Annotated in this window: 14 protein-coding genes; 4 read left to right on the top strand and 10 right to left on the bottom strand. The window is 65.4% G+C overall.

All coding sequences use genetic code 11. From position 1 onward, the window contains the following. Positions 1-41: 41 nt before the first annotated feature. A complete protein-coding gene (gene ppc / locus AOC05_RS17795; protein WP_062008884.1) occupies positions 42-2,864 on the bottom strand; it encodes a phosphoenolpyruvate carboxylase in 2,823 nt (940 codons plus the stop codon). Positions 2,865-2,995: 131 nt separating this feature from the next. Further along, positions 2,996-3,553, bottom strand: a complete 558-nt coding sequence (locus tag AOC05_RS17790) for an SRPBCC domain-containing protein (protein WP_062008881.1) — start codon at positions 3,551-3,553, stop codon at positions 2,996-2,998. Positions 3,554-3,651: 98 nt separating this feature from the next. Between AOC05_RS17790 and AOC05_RS17785 the strand changes: the two genes are divergently transcribed. Beyond that, on the top strand, positions 3,652-4,461 hold the full coding sequence (locus AOC05_RS17785; protein WP_062008879.1) for a DUF1684 domain-containing protein: 810 nt from the start codon (positions 3,652-3,654) through the stop codon (positions 4,459-4,461). A gap of 12 nt (positions 4,462-4,473) precedes the next feature. Here the strand turns inward: AOC05_RS17785 and AOC05_RS17780 are convergent, their stop codons facing one another. Continuing rightward, positions 4,474-5,655, bottom strand: coding sequence for an acyl-CoA dehydrogenase family protein (locus AOC05_RS17780; protein WP_395939481.1), 1,182 nt, complete (start codon positions 5,653-5,655; stop codon positions 4,474-4,476). Positions 5,656-5,660: 5 nt separating this feature from the next. Beyond that, a complete protein-coding gene (locus tag AOC05_RS17775) occupies positions 5,661-6,440 on the bottom strand; it encodes an SDR family NAD(P)-dependent oxidoreductase (protein WP_062008875.1) in 780 nt (259 codons plus the stop codon). A gap of 123 nt (positions 6,441-6,563) precedes the next feature. On the opposite strand from AOC05_RS17775, the gene AOC05_RS17770 reads away from it, so the two are divergent. After that, positions 6,564-7,616: a glycoside hydrolase family 76 protein gene (locus AOC05_RS17770; RefSeq protein WP_082358248.1), complete on the top strand. Its 1,053-nt coding sequence runs from the start codon at positions 6,564-6,566 to the stop codon at positions 7,614-7,616. On the opposite strand, the gene AOC05_RS17765 is transcribed toward AOC05_RS17770, so the two are convergent. After that, positions 7,531-8,232: a phosphatase PAP2 family protein gene (locus AOC05_RS17765; protein ID WP_186760091.1), complete on the bottom strand. Its 702-nt coding sequence runs from the start codon at positions 8,230-8,232 to the stop codon at positions 7,531-7,533. The genes AOC05_RS17770 and AOC05_RS17765 overlap by 86 nt on opposite strands. 573 nt (positions 8,233-8,805) lie before the next feature. Further along, positions 8,806-9,954: a 3-isopropylmalate dehydrogenase gene (locus AOC05_RS17760; RefSeq protein ID WP_230085425.1), complete on the bottom strand. Its 1,149-nt coding sequence runs from the start codon at positions 9,952-9,954 to the stop codon at positions 8,806-8,808. 141 nt (positions 9,955-10,095) lie between these two features. Between AOC05_RS17760 and AOC05_RS17755 the strand changes: the two genes are divergently transcribed. Further along, positions 10,096-11,589, top strand: a complete 1,494-nt coding sequence (locus AOC05_RS17755) for an aldehyde dehydrogenase family protein (protein WP_082358066.1) — start codon at positions 10,096-10,098, stop codon at positions 11,587-11,589. Between the two features lie 37 nt (positions 11,590-11,626). Next, positions 11,627-12,409, top strand: a complete 783-nt coding sequence (locus tag AOC05_RS17750; protein WP_062008868.1) for an SDR family NAD(P)-dependent oxidoreductase — start codon at positions 11,627-11,629, stop codon at positions 12,407-12,409. Positions 12,410-12,424: 15 nt separating this feature from the next. Here the strand turns inward: AOC05_RS17750 and AOC05_RS17745 are convergent, their stop codons facing one another. From AOC05_RS17745 to AOC05_RS17730, 4 genes are all read right to left on the bottom strand, one after another. After that, positions 12,425-13,816, bottom strand: coding sequence for an amidase (locus AOC05_RS17745; protein WP_062008866.1), 1,392 nt, complete (start codon positions 13,814-13,816; stop codon positions 12,425-12,427). Positions 13,817-13,849: 33 nt separating this feature from the next. Next, on the bottom strand, positions 13,850-15,628 hold the full coding sequence (locus AOC05_RS17740; protein WP_062008864.1) for an ABC transporter ATP-binding protein: 1,779 nt from the start codon (positions 15,626-15,628) through the stop codon (positions 13,850-13,852). Continuing rightward, on the bottom strand, positions 15,625-16,425 hold the full coding sequence (locus AOC05_RS17735) for an ABC transporter permease (protein WP_186760130.1): 801 nt from the start codon (positions 16,423-16,425) through the stop codon (positions 15,625-15,627). The genes AOC05_RS17740 and AOC05_RS17735 overlap by 4 nt, the downstream gene beginning before the upstream one ends. A gap of 70 nt (positions 16,426-16,495) precedes the next feature. Then, entirely contained in the window at positions 16,496-17,443 is a 948-nt protein-coding gene (locus AOC05_RS17730; RefSeq protein WP_062008860.1) for an ABC transporter permease, read from the bottom strand. Positions 17,444-17,520 lie beyond the last annotated feature (77 nt).

Here is a 17,520-nt window from a genome sequence, read left to right as displayed (position 1 = left end):
CGCAGCCTACGAGCAAACCAGTCCTTCCGTCAGGAGAGTTACTACCCGGTGTTGCGCAGGCCGGCGGCCACACCGTTGATGGTGATGAGCATGGCGCGTTGCAGGCGCTCATCCACATCCGCCTTGGTGATGTCGGCCTCGCGGACGCGGCGCAGCAGCTCCACCTGCAGATAGGAGATCGGGTCCAGGTACTGGTCGCGCACGTTCAGTGAACGCTTGAGCAGCGGCTGGTTATCCAACAATCCAGCTTCCCCCGTGAGGTTTTGGATCTCTGCCACGGTGAGCATGTACTCGGCGCGGATCGTGGCGAACAGGTGCGTCAACTCCGCCGGGACCAGGGTGCGCACATAGTGGGCCGCGATGTCCATGTCGGTCTTGGCCAGCGTCATCTCCACGTTCGAGATGGTGGAGGAGAAGAAGTGCCAGTTGGCCAGCATCTCCTTGAGTTCCTCACCACGGCCGGCCTCGCGGGCCGCCTTCAGCCCCGAGCCCACACCGAACCAGCCGGGCACGATCTGCCGTGACTGGGTCCAGCCAAACACCCACGGGATGGCGCGCAGCCCGCCCAGGCCTGAGCCGGAGTCGGGGCGCTTGGACGGGCGTGAACCGATGTTCAGGCTGCCCAGTTGTTCCACCGGGGTGGAAGCCAAGAAGTAGGCGGGCAGGTCCTGGTCGTCGATCAGCGTCCGGTACGTGCCAAAAGCGGCGTCGGAGACAATCTCCATGACCGCACCATAGCGTTTCAGGTCCTCGTCGGAGTGGCGGGGGGCCTGATGCAGGGCCGAACCCTGCATGACGGCGGCCAGCGACAACTCCAGGTTCTCCCGGGCCAGCTCCGGCAGGGAGTACTTGTCGGAGATGACCTCGCCCTGCTCGGTGAACTTGATGGCACCTTCTAGGACGCCGTTGGGCTGGGCCATGATGGCGTCATATGTGGGTCCGCCGCCACGGCCCACGGAGCCGCCGCGGCCGTGGAACATACGCACGTTCACACCGTGTTTGAGGGCTACGTCACGCAGCTTGCGCTGGGTCTTGTGGATCTCCCACTGGCTGGTCATGACACCGGATTCCTTGTTGGAATCGGAGTAGCCGAGCATGATCTCCTGCACGTTCCCGCGCAGGCGCACCAGCTCGCGGTAGGACGGGTCCGAGAGCAGCTGGTCCACGATCTGGGCGGAGGCGCGCAGCTCGTCAACGGTTTCCAGCAGCGGGGCAAACCCGATCTTCGCGTACCGGCTTTCACCCGTGAGCTGCACCAGGCCGGCCTCGCGGGCCAGCACGGCAGCCGCCAGGACGTCGTCGGCCCCGCGGGTCATGGAGATGATGTACGTTTCGATGACGTCCGGGCCATAGGTGCGCAAGGCGCGGCGCACTACACGGAAGACGTCATAGGTGCCGTTCGCCGCGCCGTCGAGTTTGATGGGGTGCCCGGACAGCGGACGGTGGCTGGCCAGCTCGGTGCTCAGCACTAGCAGGCGCTCGGCACGGTCCAGCTCCCCGTACGGGATGGCTGATTCGCCCACCCGGTCCATGAGCTGCCCGACGGCGTCATGATGGTAATCGGCATGCTCACGGATGTCCAGGGTGGCCAGGTGCAGGCCGAAGGAGGAGATGGCCCGGCGCACGGAGGCCAGGGCGCCGTCGGCCACCAGGGCTGCCGAATTGTTGCGCAGCGAGGTTTCCAGCAGCTGAAGTTCGGCCACCAGCTCGGCCGTGGAAGCGTAGTCGCGGCCGGGCTCATGGTAGCCGTCGGCGGCAACGCGCTTGCGGGTGTTCAGCAGCTTGGCTTTGATGCAGGTCAGCTTCAGGCGGTAGGGTTCATCGGCGTTCAGTTCCAGGATGCGCGGATCGATCCCGGGGAGGTTGGCCAGGTCGGTGGCAATGGAATCCATCAGCTCTTGGTCCGCCCCGTACAAGGAACTGGAGTTGGAGAGGATGGTCAGGAGCTCGTCGAGCAGCACAATGCTGATCTTCACGGCGTTGGCATTTTGCAACACCAAAACCTCGCGGGTGACTTCCGGGGTGACATTGGGGTTGCCGTCACGGTCCCCGCCAATCCAGGAGCCGAAGCGTAGCGGTGCGGCGTCGTCGGGCAGCCTGACCCCATGCTCACCCAGCAGCTCGCTGAGCTCGGTGAGCACCTCCGGCATGGCGTCGGTGAGGATGTTTCGCAGATAGTAAATGGCGTTGCGGGCCTCATCCATGGGGGTGGGGCGAACCTTGCGCAGCTCATCCGTCTGCCACATCTGGTCGATGATCTCGGCCAGTTTGCGGTCCTGGCGGCTGCGGGCGCTAGAGCCTTCAGCGGACGGGGTGGCCAGGATGTCGGAGAGCTTGCGGATCTTATCCAGCACCGACCGCCGCGAGGCTTCCGTGGGGTGGGCGGTGAAGATGGGGCGCACGTCCAGGTCGTTGACGACGTGCTGCAGAGCCTCGGGGCCGGCTTTCTCGGCAATCTCGGTGACAGCCTTGGCCAGCCAGCCATCCTTCTCGGGGCGGGAGCGCAGGCTGCGCACGCGGTGCACCTGCTCGGCGGCGTTGGCCAGGTGGAAGTAAAACGCAAAGGCGCGAACCAGGTCCGTTGCCTGCTCCAGCGGCAGGGAGGCGAGGACCTCGCGGACCTGCTCGGCGACGTCGTTGGCACTCCACGGGCCGGTACCGCTCTCCCCCCGCGCCGCCTCCTTGGACTCCTTGGTCAGCAACCGGACCTGCTCCACCATGGCCAGCAGCTCGGGGCCGTGCTGGCGGACCAAGGATTCCCCTAGCAGCGTGCTGACGCGGCGGACGTCGCGGCGCAGGTCACTGTCCTCGGCGGGGTCTGAGACAGCGGTGTGCTGTGGTGTAGCGGGCAGTTCTGAGCTCATGAGTCAGCGTCCTTACGGTCTGTGAATCTGGGGTGCTCGTATGCGGCGCTGAATACGGTGGGGCCACTACTAGGGCCAAAAGGGATACTACGTCGCAGGCGCACACGCGGGCGAATCGGTCTCAAATAATGTCAGCTCCGGGCCGCAACATAGGCGCCGTGGACTTGCTCCCAGCAGGGGAAAAAGTCGTCCCACCAGTGCTGCCAGTCAACGCTTTTGCCTTCCAACGCCTCCTGCAGGTGGTCCAAATGGACGTGCCAGCCGGCCAGCGACATCAAGATGACTTCTTCGGGCACGTTGATGGTGTTGGTGAAAGCCAATCGCGTGCCCGTGCCCAGCGCGGATAACTCCGCTTTGATGGTGCCGTGCATGGAGTTGCTGAGCTCCAGGATATGCGGCTCGCGCGCTTCCACGACCCGCCCATTCCACCAGTCGGTTTCAATGCCGTGGCCTTCGTCCTTGACGTTGAGCCATTTCAGGTCAAACGAGGATCCGGTCCTGGCCGTTCCGCGGACCTTGCACCACCACTTTTGTGTCTGCGCCGGTTCGGTCAGCATGGCCCAGACTTGTTCCGGGGGAGCCGCGTAATCCCGTGTCAGGGTCAGCTGTGTGTGCTCAGGATCGAGCTGGGTCACGGTCCCCAACGCAAAACGTGCCATGTCCTTTTTCAGGTGGTTGTTTGTTGCCATACTCTTATCCTCCCATCCGGCCGTGCCTGCGGAATAGGGGCCCGTCCCCGCCCGTTGTGCCTAGAGTGGAAAAGGACACCCCGGCCGCAAGGAGCACCATGACGACGCAAACCCCCGAAATCACCCGCCTCACCGAACGCTGGGACCGCTTCCGAAGCGGCCGCACCGCCGCCCTCGCCGCCGATCACGGCTGGCTCACCTTGACCTCGTTCCACTGGCTGCCCGCCACGCCGTCGCCCGTGGAGGGAGTTCCGGGACTCTGGAGCGCCACCAGTACGACGGCGTCACTGACCGCAGCACCTGAGGAGAACCTGGCGCTGGTCTCCAGTGGAGAGCCGGTGTTGGGCACCCTCACCGCCACACTGACCAATGAGGACTCGCTGATGTGGGTGCGCAGCGGCACCGTGGTGGTCGAGCTCGGGATGCGTGCCAACCGCTACATGATCCGCACCCGGGATTCGGCCTCACCCACGCTGACCAATTTCCAGGGGGTCCCGTTCTTTGACTACAATCCCGAGGTGGTGTTCGACGGCGTGTTTGAACGCTACCCGGAGCCGCGCAGCGTGGACATCGCCACGGCCAACCCGGAGGTTCCCGGCGTCGCCCGGCTTGTGGGTGACGTGGTGTTTGAGCACCTCGGCACCACCTACCGCCTGTCCGCAGAAGAAGGCCCCCTTGACTCGCTCATCCTCACGTTCTTCGACGAGACCAACAACGTCACCAGCTCGCACTGGCGCAAGCTGGAGTTGACCAAGCCCCGCCCGGACAACTCGGTGGTGGTGGACTTCAACCGGGCCATCAACTACCCCAGCGCCTTCACCGACTTCGGCACCTGCCCCGCCCCGGTCCCGGCCAACCGGCTGGACCTGCCCATGGAGGCGGGCGAGCGCGACCCGCGCAGGTCGTAGCGCAGCCTGCGCCTACACGATCGCGGAGATGCCTGTGATGGCACGCCCGGTGATGAGCGTGTTGATCTCATGCGAGCCCTCGTAGGTGTAGATCGCCTCAGCGTCGGCAAAGATCTTCGCCATCCGGTAATCGGTCACGATCCCGTTGCCGCCCAGGATGGATCGGCCCAGCGACACGCTCTCTCGCATGGCCGCGGTGGTGTGCGCCTTGGCCAGGGCCACCTGCGCCATGGTGGCATCGCCGTCGCGCCCCCGGTCCTGGAGGGCGGCAATGCGCACCATCATGGCCATGGAGGCGGTGGCGTTGCCGAGAATTTTCACCAACTGGGCCTGGATGAGCTGGAAGGACGCCAGAGGTTTTCCGAATTGCAGGCGTTCGACGGCGTAGGCCCGGGCCACGTCGAAGGCCGCCAGCTGCTGCCCCACCGCCTGCCAAGCCACTGAGATCCGTGAGCTGCGCAGAAGCTTGTTAGTGTCGCTGAAGGAGCCGATCCCGGCAAACCGGTCCGCTTCTGCAACCTTCACGTTCGCCAGGACGATGTGTGCGTTTTGCACCGTCCGAAGTGCGATCTTGTGCTCGATCTTGCTGCGGGTCACCCCGGGCAAGGAGGCGTCAAGAATGAACCCGCGCACCTCACCGCTGTTCACGTCCTTGGCCCAGAGCAACATATTCTCGCAAAACGTCCCATTGCCAATCCAGCGTTTGGCGCCGTTGAGCACCCAGTGGGTGCCGGCGTCGTCCTGGACCTTCAAGGCGGTGGTGAGCATTCCGCCTGCCACGTCGCTGCCGTGCTCCGGTTCGGTCAGGGCGAAGGCGCCGGTGGTGCGCAGGGCCAGCGCGTCAGGGAGCAGACGCGCTTGTTGTTCCTCGGAGCCGAAGTCGGTGAGTGCCTGGACAAAGAGGTCGTGGTGCACCAAGAAAAACGTGGCCAGCGAGGTGTCCGTTCGGGTCATCTCCGCAACCACCAAGCCGGTGAACAGGTGGCTGTACTGTCGGCGGTCCGGGGCCGCCAGTTTCAGGGCGGCGATCTTGGGCAGGATGTGCGCGGGAAATTCCGCCTCGTTCCACCAGCCCGTGGCGTACGGGGCAACCTCGGTGGCCAGAAATTCGCGCAGCTGGGCCAGTTTGGCCGCCTCAACGGGCGTCAGCAGGGATTCGTAGTCATAAAAGTCCGCTTCCGGCAGGTCTGGCATGCCACTCATTTTGGCGCCATCCGGATGGCGCCGTCCAGGCGGATAGTCTCGCCGTTGAGCATGGCGTTGGCCACGATGTGCTCCACAAGGGCGGCGTACTCGGTGGCCTTGCCCAGCCGGGACGGGTGCGGCACCTGTTGGCCCAGCGAATCCTGCGCGGCCTGCGGCAGCCCCGCCAGCATGGGTGTCTCAAAAATGCCCGGCGCAATGGTCATGACCCGGATCAGCGAGCGCGCCAACTCCCGTGCCACCGGCAGGGTCATGGCAGCCACGGCACCCTTGGAGGCGGCGTACGCTGGTTGGCCGATCTGCCCGTCGAAGGCCGCCACGGATGCGGTGTTGACAATGACACCGCGCTCTGCCCCGTACTCGCCAGCCAGCGGCTCCGCTGCCGCCATGGCCTCGGCGCACAGGCGCAAAACGTTGAAGGTGCCGATCAGGTTGATTTGGATGACCCGGTTGAACTGTTCAAGGGGCAGTACGCCCTCGCGGCCCAGCACCTTGCCCGGTGTGGCGATGCCCGCACAGTTGACCACGATGCGCAAGGTGCCCAGCCCCGCCGCGGCGGCGACTGCAGCCCGCACCTGCTCCTCGTTCGTGACGTCCGCGGGAGCAAAGACCGCCCGCTCCCCCAGCTCGGCGGCCAGTTCCGCGCCGCTGGATTGGGGCAGGTCCACCAGCACGACGGCGGCCCCTGCCGCATGCAGCCTCCTCGCCGTGGCGGCACCCAGGCCGGAGGCGCCTCCGGTGATGAGCGCGACGGTGCCGTTGTGTGAAATTTCCATGGTGCCTCCTCGTTGAGGGCCGCCGGGACAATGGTCCGGCCAGCAGAAAACTTGCGTTAACGAATACTAACTGAAAATGTGATGTGGCGCTCAAAGTACAGGGGGAACAGTAGGCTTGTTGCCATGGACAGTGAAAGCGCGGACGCCCCGACGCCTTATCCGGCGACGGACCGCTGGGCCACGCTTGCACAAGGTGCCGCAGCTGAGGTGAACGTCCGTTTTGGCCACCGCCTCTTAGGCCTGCCGGGGACCTGGATCGCCGCCGTTGCGGCGCCCACTACGGGAATCACCACCCCGTTCTCACCCTGGCACTACTGGTGGCAGGCGCACTACCTGGACGCCGTGGTGGATGCCGGAATCGCCGCGTTCCGCGACGGCGACGGCCGGGGCGCCCTGACGGAGCTGCGCCGCGCTACTGCACTGCTGCGTGGGCTCCTGCTGCGCAACTTTGGCCGTTTCCCCAACTACTTTTACGACGATATGGCGTGGCTTGCCCTGGCCTGCGACAGACTCAGCGCCTTCTGCCGGGACGTCACCGGCAAGCCTAGCCGTTGGGCAGATTTCGCCGTCGGATCGCTGACGCGCCAACTCCGTGCCGCCCAGAACGATGTCCTGGGCGGGGGTATCTACTGGTCGCGGAAACGGGACTTCAAGAACACCCCGGCCAACGGGTCCGCAGCACTGCACTTTGCCCGGATTGGCGAGATGGGCCGGGCGCAGGGCCTCATCGATTGGCTGCGCGCCGAACTGTTCGACCCGGAACAGGGCATCTACCTGGATGGCAGCCACCCCTCAGCCACTGGCCGGGAGGTGGAAACCACCATCTACACCTACAACCAGGGCCCCATTCTGGCGGCCCTGCTACAACTAGACCACCCACGGTACGTAAGACAGGCGGCCGACTTGATTGACGCCGTCGTCCTCCACCTCACGGTCCCCGGCCAAGGAATTCGCTTGGAGCAGGGCGCAGACGGGAGTCTGTTCACGGGGATCTTGTGCCGGTACCTGGCGCTGGTGGCGAACGATGGCAGGCTTCCAGCGGATTCGCGGGCCACGGCGTCGCTTCTGGTCCTGGAGACCGCGTCCGCCCTTACGGGGCCGGCGCCTGCGCAACTTTCCGCCGCTGTGCAGCGTTGGACCATTTTTGCAGCGGCTGCCACGTGTCAGCGGCCATAAGAAGTCCCAGCACAACAATGGCCAAGGCTACCGAGGCGCAGACGTCGCTGAGCCAGTGATAGCCCAGGTAAAGCCGGCTGATCGCCACAGCCGGGATCAGTACGACGGCGGCGGCCGCCACAGCTGACCGGCGGACCTTGGTGCTGTGGCGCGAGAGCAGCAGGTAGCCCAGAGACAAGATGAAGACGGCAGTGCCCAGGGTGTGCCCTGAAGGGAAGGAAAAGGCGTCGTCGGGACCCAGCATGAAGTTAGCGGTGGACGGGCGTGGACGGGCCACGGCGTGCTTGATCACGGAGGAGAACGCAACGGTGAACCCCATGGCCGCCATGAGTAGGCCCGGGCGCCAGATTTCACGACGCACCACTGCCCACAGCGCGGCAAAAACCACACCGATGATACTCAGGTAGGTGGGCGAGGACAGCGTGGTGACCGACGCCCACAGCCATGTCACGGACCCCGACCGTTGGGCCAGGAACCAATCGTGGACGGGCTGGTCCCAGCCGGCAATGCCGGTCTTCGTGGTGACGGCCAGCAGGATCAACGCAAAAAGCGCGCCACCGCCGAGCACCAGAAGGGCGGCGCGCAGGTAGGACCTGCGTTGCGGGGGAACGCTCATGAAGTTGCTCAGGGATTCGTGCACCGGATCATTGTCCCGGAGCTACCCGAGCGTTTCCCGAGTGTTCACCCGCCGCTTGCTGGTAGCGCGGTATTTCACACGCCGGGTTTAGGGGCGGCGCTTTTGCGGGTACGGGGTCCGGCCAGCGGCCAGCATCGCGACAAACGCCTCGATTTTCGCGGCCCGCACCGACGGGGTCCTGACGGTGGTGGTGCGTTAAATCAGGGCGTATCGGTTGACAGCGGTGAGCACCTCAGACATGGCCTGCGCCTGCGCGTTGCCGGCGATCGCGTCCGCCAGGTCTTGCGGGGTTTCCGCGGCGCCCTGGCCAGGATAGGCGGTTTCCCACCGGCCGTCGGCCTTGGTGCGCGCCGTGAACCTGCGTATGAAGGACCGGCGTCGCGCGTGGCCGCCACACCGTCAATCCAGCCGAAACACAGGGCCGCGGCGTAGCTCAGGGCCGTCACGGCGCCGCCTTTTTTATGCAACACCAGCCGCACACCGGGGCTCGTAGCATGGTTCACTTCCAGCCAGGCCCGCCAGTCCCCTCCCGTACTGATGGGCCGGCGGGTTCTAGGCCACCGAGGCGGCCTGCATACCCGCCATCACCGACATGCCCTCCAGCTGGGCGGATCGCCCGGCGGCCACATCGGCCAGGGCGGCAGCCACATGTGCACCAATCTGCGCCGTGCTCCCACCCATGGCAGGTCCGCTGAGGCCGCCCATGGTGCCCAGCACCACAACCACGGCGGATTCGATCGACCGGGCGGCCTCGGCCTCGCCCAAGTGGGCAAGGCACATGGCCAGGGACAAGATGGCGCCGGCCGGATTGGCGTAGCCCTTGCCTGCGATGTCCGGGGCCGAACCGTGGATCGCCTCAAACATGCTGGGGGCGCTGCCGTCGAGGTTGATGTTGGCGCTGGCAGCAACTCCGAGGCCACCCTGGATCACCGCACCAAGGTCCGTGATGATGTCGCCGAACAGGTTGTCGGTAACAACGACGTCGAAGCGTTCAGGGGCGGTCGGCAGGTGGAAACACATGGCGTCCACGTGGACGTAGTCAGTCTCGACGTCGGGATAACGCGCTGACAATTCGTTGACCGTGTCCTGCCACATTTTGCCGGCCTCCACAAGGATGTTGGTCTTGTGACAAAGCGTCAGTTTCCCCCGGCGCGAGGCAGCCAGCCGGAAGGCATAGTCCACTACGCGTTCCACGCCCACACGGGTGTTCACCGACTCCTGGATCGCCACGGCATGGGGCGTGCCGGCATGCACGGTCGAGCCGCGGCCCACATAGGCGCCCTCGGTGTTCTCCCGCACTATTACCAGGTCGCAGCGGTCCGGGGTTAGCCCGGCTATGGGCGTCTTCACACCCGGATACAAACGTACCGGACGCAGGTTCACGGCCTGCTGGAACGCCTGACGCATGGCCAGGATGAAGCCACGTTCCAGAATGCCAGGAGCCACCGAGGGGTCCCCCATGGAACCAAACAAAATTGCGTCGTTGCCCCGCAGCCTTGTAGCAATCCCCGGGCTGAACAATTCGCCGGTGGCCAGATAGTGTTTTGCCCCCGCAGCCACGTGTTCGCGTCCGGTCGTGAATCCAAACAACCCCTCAGCGGCGTCCAGCACAGCCAGCGCGCAATCAGTGACCTCCGGGCCGATCCCGTCCCCGGGCACGACGGCCAGCCGATAGTGCCGCGGTTGCGTCGTCAAATTCATTCCGGACGTCATATCCATTGCCTCCACGTATGTTTCGCTAGTAGTCTGCTTATATTACTGGTAAGGCCACTCCATGGCTAGGGTGTGTCTCAACCCGCCCCATCCCACACGGCACCACCGCGGCGCCGGAAAGGAACTGCCATGAGCACCTCCACCGTCTCCCCCGCACTCCTGAGCCACGATCAGCCCATCGGCACCGATGGCGTGCCAGCCGTCGCCCAGGCCGACGTGTTCTTCCCCTACGACGGATCGGTCATAGGCACGGCTCCTGTCGGGGACGCCTCCAGTGCCGCACGAGCCATGGACGAGGCCGCCGCAGTCCTGCCGGCAATGGCCGCGGCCACCACGGGCGCCCGTCGGGCACTGCTGGGAGACATCCACGACGCCTTGGCCGCGAATTGCACGGAACTGCAGCGTCTGCTGGTGTTGGAAACAGGCAAACCCGTGATCGACTGTGCCGTGGAAATAGCTCGTACACTGGCCACCTGGACGGCCGCGGCCGAGGAGGTCTCCCGGATGACCGGGGAGACCGTGCCGTTGGACCTGCAGCCGCTCGGGGCGGGCATGCTCGGCTACTACACCCGCCGCCCCGCCGGTGTGGTGGTCGGGATCGCCGGCTTCAACTATCCGTTGCTGCTGGCCAGCCACAAGGTCGCCCCGGCTCTGGCGGCTGGCTGCCCCATCATCATCAAGCCGTCGCCGGACACTCCGCTGGCCACCTTGCTGATGGTCGAGCTGATCCGGGATGTACTAGCAGCTCACGGCCTGCCCCGCGCCGCCGTGCAGCTGGTCAACGGCGGCGTCGACGTGGGCGAGACCCTGGTCAGGGACCACCGTGCCGCAGTCGTCTCCTTCACCGGCTCGGCCGCCGTCGGCCACCGTATCGCCCGCGACGCGGCACCCCGGAAGGTGGTGCTGGAGCTGGGCTCCAACACGGGGCTTATCGTCGATGATGACGCGGACGTCGACGCCGCCGTGGACGCTGTCATCCGCGGAGGCTTCTATGCCAATGGGCAGGCCTGTATCTCGGTCCAACGTGTGCTCCTGCTCCCGACCGTCGCCGCAGACTTCACCCGAAAACTGGCGGCACGGCTGCCGGAGGTCATCGTGGGCGACCCCCGTGAACTCTCTACCCGGGTGGCCCCGGTCATTAACGCCGCCTCGGCCGCCCGAATCGCCTCCTGGATTGACGACGCCGTCACCCAGGGCGCCCGCATCGTCGCCTCCAATGCCCCCGCTGGCACTGCACAGGGGTCACCCGCAGGGGACCCTGCAACCCTCGTGTACCCGACCGTGCTCGCCAACGTTCCTCACACCTCGCCTCTCTGGTGCCAGGAGATCTTCGGTCCGGTGGTCTGCTTGGAGACTGTGGAGACCCTAGGGGCGGCGATCGAGGTGGTCAACGATTCCCGGTACGGCCTCCAGGCATCGGTGTACACGCGGTCCCTCGCGTCAGCCTTTGCAGCAATCAACGGGCTCGACGTCGGAGGCGTGGTGGTCAACGAAATCCCCGGGTTCCGCTCGGACATCATGCCATACGGCGGAGTCAAGGACTCAGGCATAGGCCGCGAGGGACCGCGCTGGGCCATCGAAGAATTCACCACCACCCGCATGGCCATGATCCGCCCGGCCTAAGGCCCCGACCCCTCCGCATCGACGCAAGGAAACAACCATGAATTCACCCATCGACTACACCCAGCTTTTCCGACTGGACGGACGCCGTGCCATGGTGATCGGGGCCGGCAGCGGAATTGGCCGCGAATCCGTCCTGGCCCTGGCAGCCCAAGGCGCCGATGTCATCTGCGCCGACCGCAACCTCCAGGCCGCGCAAGAAACTGCGGCTCTGGCCGGGGGCACCGCCACCGCCCTTGAACTTGACGTCACCGACATCGACGCCGTGGACGCCGTGGCAGGCACCCATCCCGATCTGGATTCACTGGTTTTCACTGCCGCCACCAATGTTCGCAAGCGGATCGCCGATTACACCATGGAGGAATTCGACCGGGTCGTGAACCTGAACCTGAGGGCATCATTTGGGTTGATCCGCGCCTTCGGACCCCAGATGGCGGCCCGCGGCGGTGGAACGATAACCGGCTTCGCATCGATCCGGGCCACCGTGGTGGAGCCCGGCCAAGGCGCATACGCGGCCACAAAGGCCGGGCTGGTGCAGCTGATCCGCACCGCGGCCGCCGAGTTCGGCCCGCAAGGGGTGCGGGTGAATGCCATCGCCCCAGGCGTGGTGGAGACACCTCTGACATCCCAAATTAAGGCAAATCCGCAATGGTACGACGCCTATGCGAACAAGAGCGCGCTCGGCCGTTGGTCGCGACCTCAAGAACTGGCAGGCGCCGTCGTCTTCCTGGCATCGGATGCCGCCAGTTTCGTGACCGGATCGGTGCTGACCGTCGACGGCGGTTGGACCGCCATCGACGGTAGATTCACGCCGCCGGCCTGACCCTCCGGCCCCTGTTTAGAGGACGCGGGCCCAATCAAGGGCCGCGTCCCCGCGCACCGATTCAAACCAAACCGCCGCAGCCAGGACCTTGTCATCGGCGCCAACGGGGCCGGCCAGTTGCAGCCCGATGGTCCGCCCGTCCAGCATGAAGCCGCAGTTGACTGTCGCCGCGGGCTGGCCCGACATGTTGTACGGCATGGTGAAGGATATGTGTGCCATGGGCAAGTCCGGATCGTCCACGGGCATGGGCTGTTCGGCCGGAAACGCCGCCATGGGCGCCACCGGTGAAAGCACCAGGTCATAGTCCCGGGTGGCCGCTATGGTCTCCTGCTGCACCTGCGCGAACCGGTTATAGTGCACCATGGTGGCGACGCCGTCGTAGTCCTTGCCGCCGGCGCACCAGCGGGCAATATAGGGCAGCACGTTCTCGCGCTGTTCCGGCTCCAACGCACTGTAATCCGCCCAGGATCGGGTACGCCAAAAAGCGTCAATCCCGGCCAGTTGAGCTTGGCTCATGAACGGCCGCAGTTCGACGATGTGAGCGCCAGCCGCCGCGAAGAGATCCGCTGCCCGCTGCACCGCAGCCGCAATCTGGGGGTCGACCTCGGCGCCCGATCCGGCGTCGAGTTGCAATCCAACGCGCAGCCCCGCCGGGTTGGCTGGACCCTTGAACCAGTCCATGCTCGGGTAAGGGCGGGTGGAATAGTCGCGGATATCAGGGCGGGCAATCACGCTCATGAGGGCGGCAGCGTCAGCGGCCGTGCGAGTCAGCGGCCCGGCGGCCCGGCCCATATAGGGTGCATGCAAGGGCACCAGCCCGGCGCTAGGCTTCAACGTGACCAGCCCGGCCCACGTGCCAGGGAGCCGTATAGAGCCGCCAATGTCGGTGCCAACATGGAGGGGGCCATATCCGGCGGCAGCCGCTGCGCCTGCACCAGCGCTGGAGCCTCCCGTGGTCAGAGACGGGTCCAAGGCGTTGCGGGTGATCCCGTGCCGGGAAGACACCCCCGAGGAAAGCATGCCCCAGTCGGGCATGGTGGTGGATCCAAGCAGGACGAGCCCAGCCTCCAGCAGCCGGTCAGTGACCGGCGCGTTCTCGGCTGACACCGGCGGGTTCGCCAGCGCGGTGCCGGAGGGGACAGGAATTCCGGAGCGGGGGATGTTTTCCTTCACAGTGGCAGGGACTCCGTCGAACGCCGAAAGCTGCGTTCCAGATGCCCAACGCTTTGCCGAGGCCTCGGCATCACGGCGAACCTGCTCCGGCTCATGGACATAAAAGGCGTTCAGTACCGGCTCGCGGTCCGCGATACGGGCCAGCACAGACTCGGCAACCTCGCGCGGGTCCAGCCCGGCGGCGTACGAGGCAGACAATTCTGTGGCGGAAAGTTCGTACAGGTCCTGGCTCATGGACGGTCCTCATCTTGCGCCGCGGGGCGCATCTTATTCACTCTGGGAAGCGAGAAGTTCCTTGCCCAGCACTTCGGCGCGCAAGTTCATGGAACTGGCCACGAGCTTCTGGGTATAAGGGTGTTGCGGATTCTGGTAGATACTCTCGGTGTCGCCTGCCTCGACGATTTCCCCGTCACGCATGACCACCACCTTGTCGCAAAGGTGACGCACCACAGCCAAGTCGTGGGAGACGAACACCAGTGTCAGCTGGTACTCATCCACCAGGTCCGCCAGTAGGTTCAGGACCTGGGCCCGGACCGAAACATCCAGGGCGGAGACCGGCTCGTCGGCAACCAGAACACGGGGCCGGCAGATAAGAGCCCGGGCGATCGAGATGCGTTGTCGCTGGCCCCCGGAGAACTGGTGCGGGTAGCGGTCCAGGGTTTCCGGGCCCAACCCCACGGCGTCCAGCATCGCCACGGCCATGGCACGGCGCTGCGTGGCGGTCTCGGTGCGCCCGGGCACCAGCAAGGGTTCGGTGATGATCTCCAGCACCCGCATGCGCGGGTTGAGGGACCCCATCGGGTCCTGAAAGACAATCTGCAGTTGCTGGCGCAGCTGTACCAGGCTGCGTTCGGTGGCGCCGGCGACCTCGTTGCCGGCGACAACGGCCGAACCTGACGACGGCCGGTCCAGACCGGCCAGTATGCGCAGCAACGTGGATTTACCGGAACCCGATTCGCCAACCACCCCAAGGCGTTCTCCCGGGCGCACCACAAAGGTGACATCCTTGAGCGCATGGACCTCGGGCGCCTTGGCGAAGAGTGTGGCCCGGTCTCGAAGGTAGGTGCGGGTCAGACCCGTCACGGCAATGACCGGGGCTTGGAGCTCCGTCCCTGCGTCCGCGACGGGCAGCCGCGCGCCTGCCCGGGCAGCCGCACTCTCCTTGGCGACGGCGCGGGCGGCAAGTGCCGCCGGCGTCAACGGCTCATAGCCCACCGCGGAGGTCACCGTGAACAGGCGGCCGTCATTGTCCGTGGCCTCCATGTCGCTGGCGGCCAGCAGCCCGCGGGTGTAGGCGTGCTGGGGACGGGAGAAGATGTCCTCGGTGCGTCCTTCTTCCACAACTGTGCCATTGTTCATGACCAGGACCCGGGTGCACATGTTGGCGACAACCGCCAGATCGTGGGTGATGAACAGCAGACCGGTGCCGCGTTCCGTCACGGATTCGAGCACAAGGTCCAACACCTGTCGCTGCACCGTCACATCCAGGGCCGTTGTCGGCTCATCACACAGCAGCAGCGCTGGGTCGTTGGCCAGTGCCATAGCCAGCATGACGCGTTGTCGCTGGCCTCCGGAGAGCTGGTGCGGATAGGCGCGTGCGGCCTCGGCCGGATCCGGCAACTTCACCGAGGCGAGCATGGCGATCGCCTTGGCGCCCGCTTCACGACGGGACGCCGCGGTCTTGTGCACGCTCATGATTTCTGCCACCTGGGCACCCACCCGCATGAGCGGGTTAAGCGCCGTGAGCGGTTCTTGGAACACCATGGTCATGTCCCGTCCGCGGATCTTGCGCATGGCGGCGTCGGGGGCTCCAATGAAGTTCTCGCGATGGCCGTCAAGATGCACGGAACCGGAGGCAGACAGCCCCTCCGGCAGCAGGCCCATCAGGGCGGTGGTTGTCAGTGATTTGCCGGAGCCTGATTCACCGATCAGTCCGATCCGCTCGCCGCGGGCCATTGCAAACGAAACATTATGCACCAACGTGAACGCGCCGAATTTTACGTTCAGATCCCGGACGGTGAGCAAGTTGGCAGTCAGCTCGCTCATGGGCGGTCTCCGTTTAGTTTGGGGTCAAAGCGGTCACGAAGGCCGTCACCGAGCATGTTGAAGCCCATGACGGCGATGGCAATCGCTATGCCCGGCCAGATGGCCAGCAGCGGGAATGTACCCAAATACTGCTGGGCTTCCTGCAGCATCCGGCCCCAACTTGGGATCGGCGGCGGGGTACCTAGACCAAGGAAGGACAGGGCGGCCTCGGCCAGCACAGCCAGGGCAAAGGTCACCGAGCATTGGACCACCACCATGCCCACAATGTTTGGGAGCACGTGTCGCCGGGCGATCCGGATTGCCGGCTGGCTTGACGCCTTGGCTGCCTGCACGTATTCGGTGCTCATCACTTGCAGCGTGCCCGAACGGGCGACGCGGGCGAACCCGGGGATTGATCCTATGCCGATGGCGATCATCGCGGTCACCGTGCTGGCGCCGAAGACCGCCGAGAACATGATGGCCAGCAACAGGGCAGGGAAGGCCAGCAGGATGTCGGCGAACCGCATGCTAACTTCCTCGGTTGCCCCGCGTTTCATCCCGGCCAGAATGCCCAGCGGCGTGCCCACCAGCAGCGCAATGCCGACGGCGACCACGCCGACCAGAAGCGTGATCCGGGCACCGTAGAGGATGCCGGAAAACACGTCGCGGCCGTAGCGGTCGGTGCCCATGAGGTGGGTGAGGCTCGGGCCCTGCAGGCGATCGACTGGGTAGGCCTGGGTAGGATCGAACGGGGTCCAGAAGTAGGACACTAGGGCGGCGAGGACCACAACGCCCACCAGCACTGCCCCGACGCGCATGGACCCGCGCCAGGGGCGCCTGGTCCTGGCTGCTTTGCCTGCCAAAATCTTGGTTGCCATGGACGTTCCCCTAAGCCGATTTCCGAATGCGCGGATCCAGGACGGAGTAGAACACGTCCACGAACAAGTTGATGACCAAGGTGATGCCGACCAGCACCATCACCACTGACTGGACGGTGAGCATGTCGCGGTTCCCGACAGCATCCAGCAACATCGATCCGAGCCCGGGAATGACGAAGACCCGTTCGATCACGACCGCCCCGATGATCAATGCCGCCAGCTGAACGGAGGTGACGGTCAGGACCGGGATCGCGGCGTTGCGCAGTCCATGTTTAAGTAGGGCCGCGAGCGGGGACAACCCCTTGGCACGCGCGGTGCGCAAATAGTCCTCACTCATCACTTCCAGCACGGCTGACCGAACGTACCGGGTAAGGATGGCACCTTGGACGGCGGCAAGGGCAAGCACCGGCAGAGTCACCCTTGACAGGAACTGGCCAAAGTCCTGCCCCGGCGGGGTCCAGCCGTTGGCCGGGAACCATCCCAGCCCGAGCGCGAAGACCAGAACGAGGAGGATTCCGGCCAGGAACCCCGGGATGGCGATGCCCAGCTGGCTTACGGCGCTAATGATGGCGCCGGAGGCCTTGCGGTGGCGGACCGCAGCCAGCGTGCCGAGCGGGATGGCAATGATCAAGGCCGCCAGCATTGCCAGTACCACCAGGATCAGCGAGACCTGCACCCGGTCGGCCACCAGGGGGCTGATGTCGCGGTGCGTGACGTAGGAGGTGCCGAAGTCGCCGAAGGGTAGCCCGCGCACCCAGTCCAAGTACTGGGTGAGAAGGGGCTGATCCGTACCGAATTCGGCACGGGTCTTGGCGATGAGCTCGGGGGTCGCGTTCACACCAAGGGCAATCTGTGCCGGGTCCCCGGGGATCGCTCGCATGAACAAGAACACCAGCACGGTGGCAGCCATGAAGCTGGCCGCGAACCTGGCTAGGTTGGTCAATATTCGCATCACCATCTTTGACCTCCTAACGGTCGGTTCATTCTCCCAGCCCTTCCCGCCCATGCCTGGCAAGTTGGCCCGCAGCCCGTCTC

It is taken from the genome of Arthrobacter alpinus (genome assembly GCF_001294625.1).
Taxonomy (GTDB): domain Bacteria; phylum Actinomycetota; class Actinomycetes; order Actinomycetales; family Micrococcaceae; genus Specibacter; species Specibacter alpinus_A.
Note: the sequence above shows the minus strand (reverse complement) of the source record. Positions and strands in the feature narration are given on the sequence as shown.

Bases quoted from the DNA above. Each gene is read 5' to 3' on its own strand.
- AOC05_RS17765 (WP_186760091.1), bottom strand. From the start codon at position 8,232: ATGAGCGTTCCCCCGCAACGCAGGTCCTACCTGCGCGCCGCCCTTCTG.
- AOC05_RS17735 (WP_186760130.1), bottom strand. From the start codon at position 16,425: ATGCGCGTCGGGGCAGTGCTGGTGGGCGTTGTGGTCCTCGCCGCCCTA.
- AOC05_RS17755 (WP_082358066.1), top strand. From the start codon at position 10,096: ATGAGCACCTCCACCGTCTCCCCCGCACTCCTGAGCCACGATCAGCCC.
- AOC05_RS17790 (WP_062008881.1), bottom strand. From the start codon at position 3,553: ATGGCAACAAACAACCACCTGAAAAAGGACATGGCACGTTTTGCGTTG.
- AOC05_RS17740 (WP_062008864.1), bottom strand. From the start codon at position 15,628: ATGAGCGAGCTGACTGCCAACTTGCTCACCGTCCGGGATCTGAACGTA.
- ppc (WP_062008884.1), bottom strand. From the start codon at position 2,864: ATGAGCTCAGAACTGCCCGCTACACCACAGCACACCGCTGTCTCAGAC.
- AOC05_RS17780 (WP_395939481.1), bottom strand. From the start codon at position 5,655: ATGCCAGACCTGCCGGAAGCGGACTTTTATGACTACGAATCCCTGCTG.
- AOC05_RS17745 (WP_062008866.1), bottom strand. From the start codon at position 13,816: ATGAGCCAGGACCTGTACGAACTTTCCGCCACAGAATTGTCTGCCTCG.
- AOC05_RS17770 (WP_082358248.1), top strand. From the start codon at position 6,564: ATGGACAGTGAAAGCGCGGACGCCCCGACGCCTTATCCGGCGACGGAC.
- AOC05_RS17750 (WP_062008868.1), top strand. From the start codon at position 11,627: ATGAATTCACCCATCGACTACACCCAGCTTTTCCGACTGGACGGACGC.
- AOC05_RS17730 (WP_062008860.1), bottom strand. From the start codon at position 17,443: ATGGTGATGCGAATATTGACCAACCTAGCCAGGTTCGCGGCCAGCTTC.
- AOC05_RS17785 (WP_062008879.1), top strand. From the start codon at position 3,652: ATGACGACGCAAACCCCCGAAATCACCCGCCTCACCGAACGCTGGGAC.
- AOC05_RS17760 (WP_230085425.1), bottom strand. From the start codon at position 9,954: ATGAATTTGACGACGCAACCGCGGCACTATCGGCTGGCCGTCGTGCCC.
- AOC05_RS17775 (WP_062008875.1), bottom strand. From the start codon at position 6,440: ATGGAAATTTCACACAACGGCACCGTCGCGCTCATCACCGGAGGCGCC.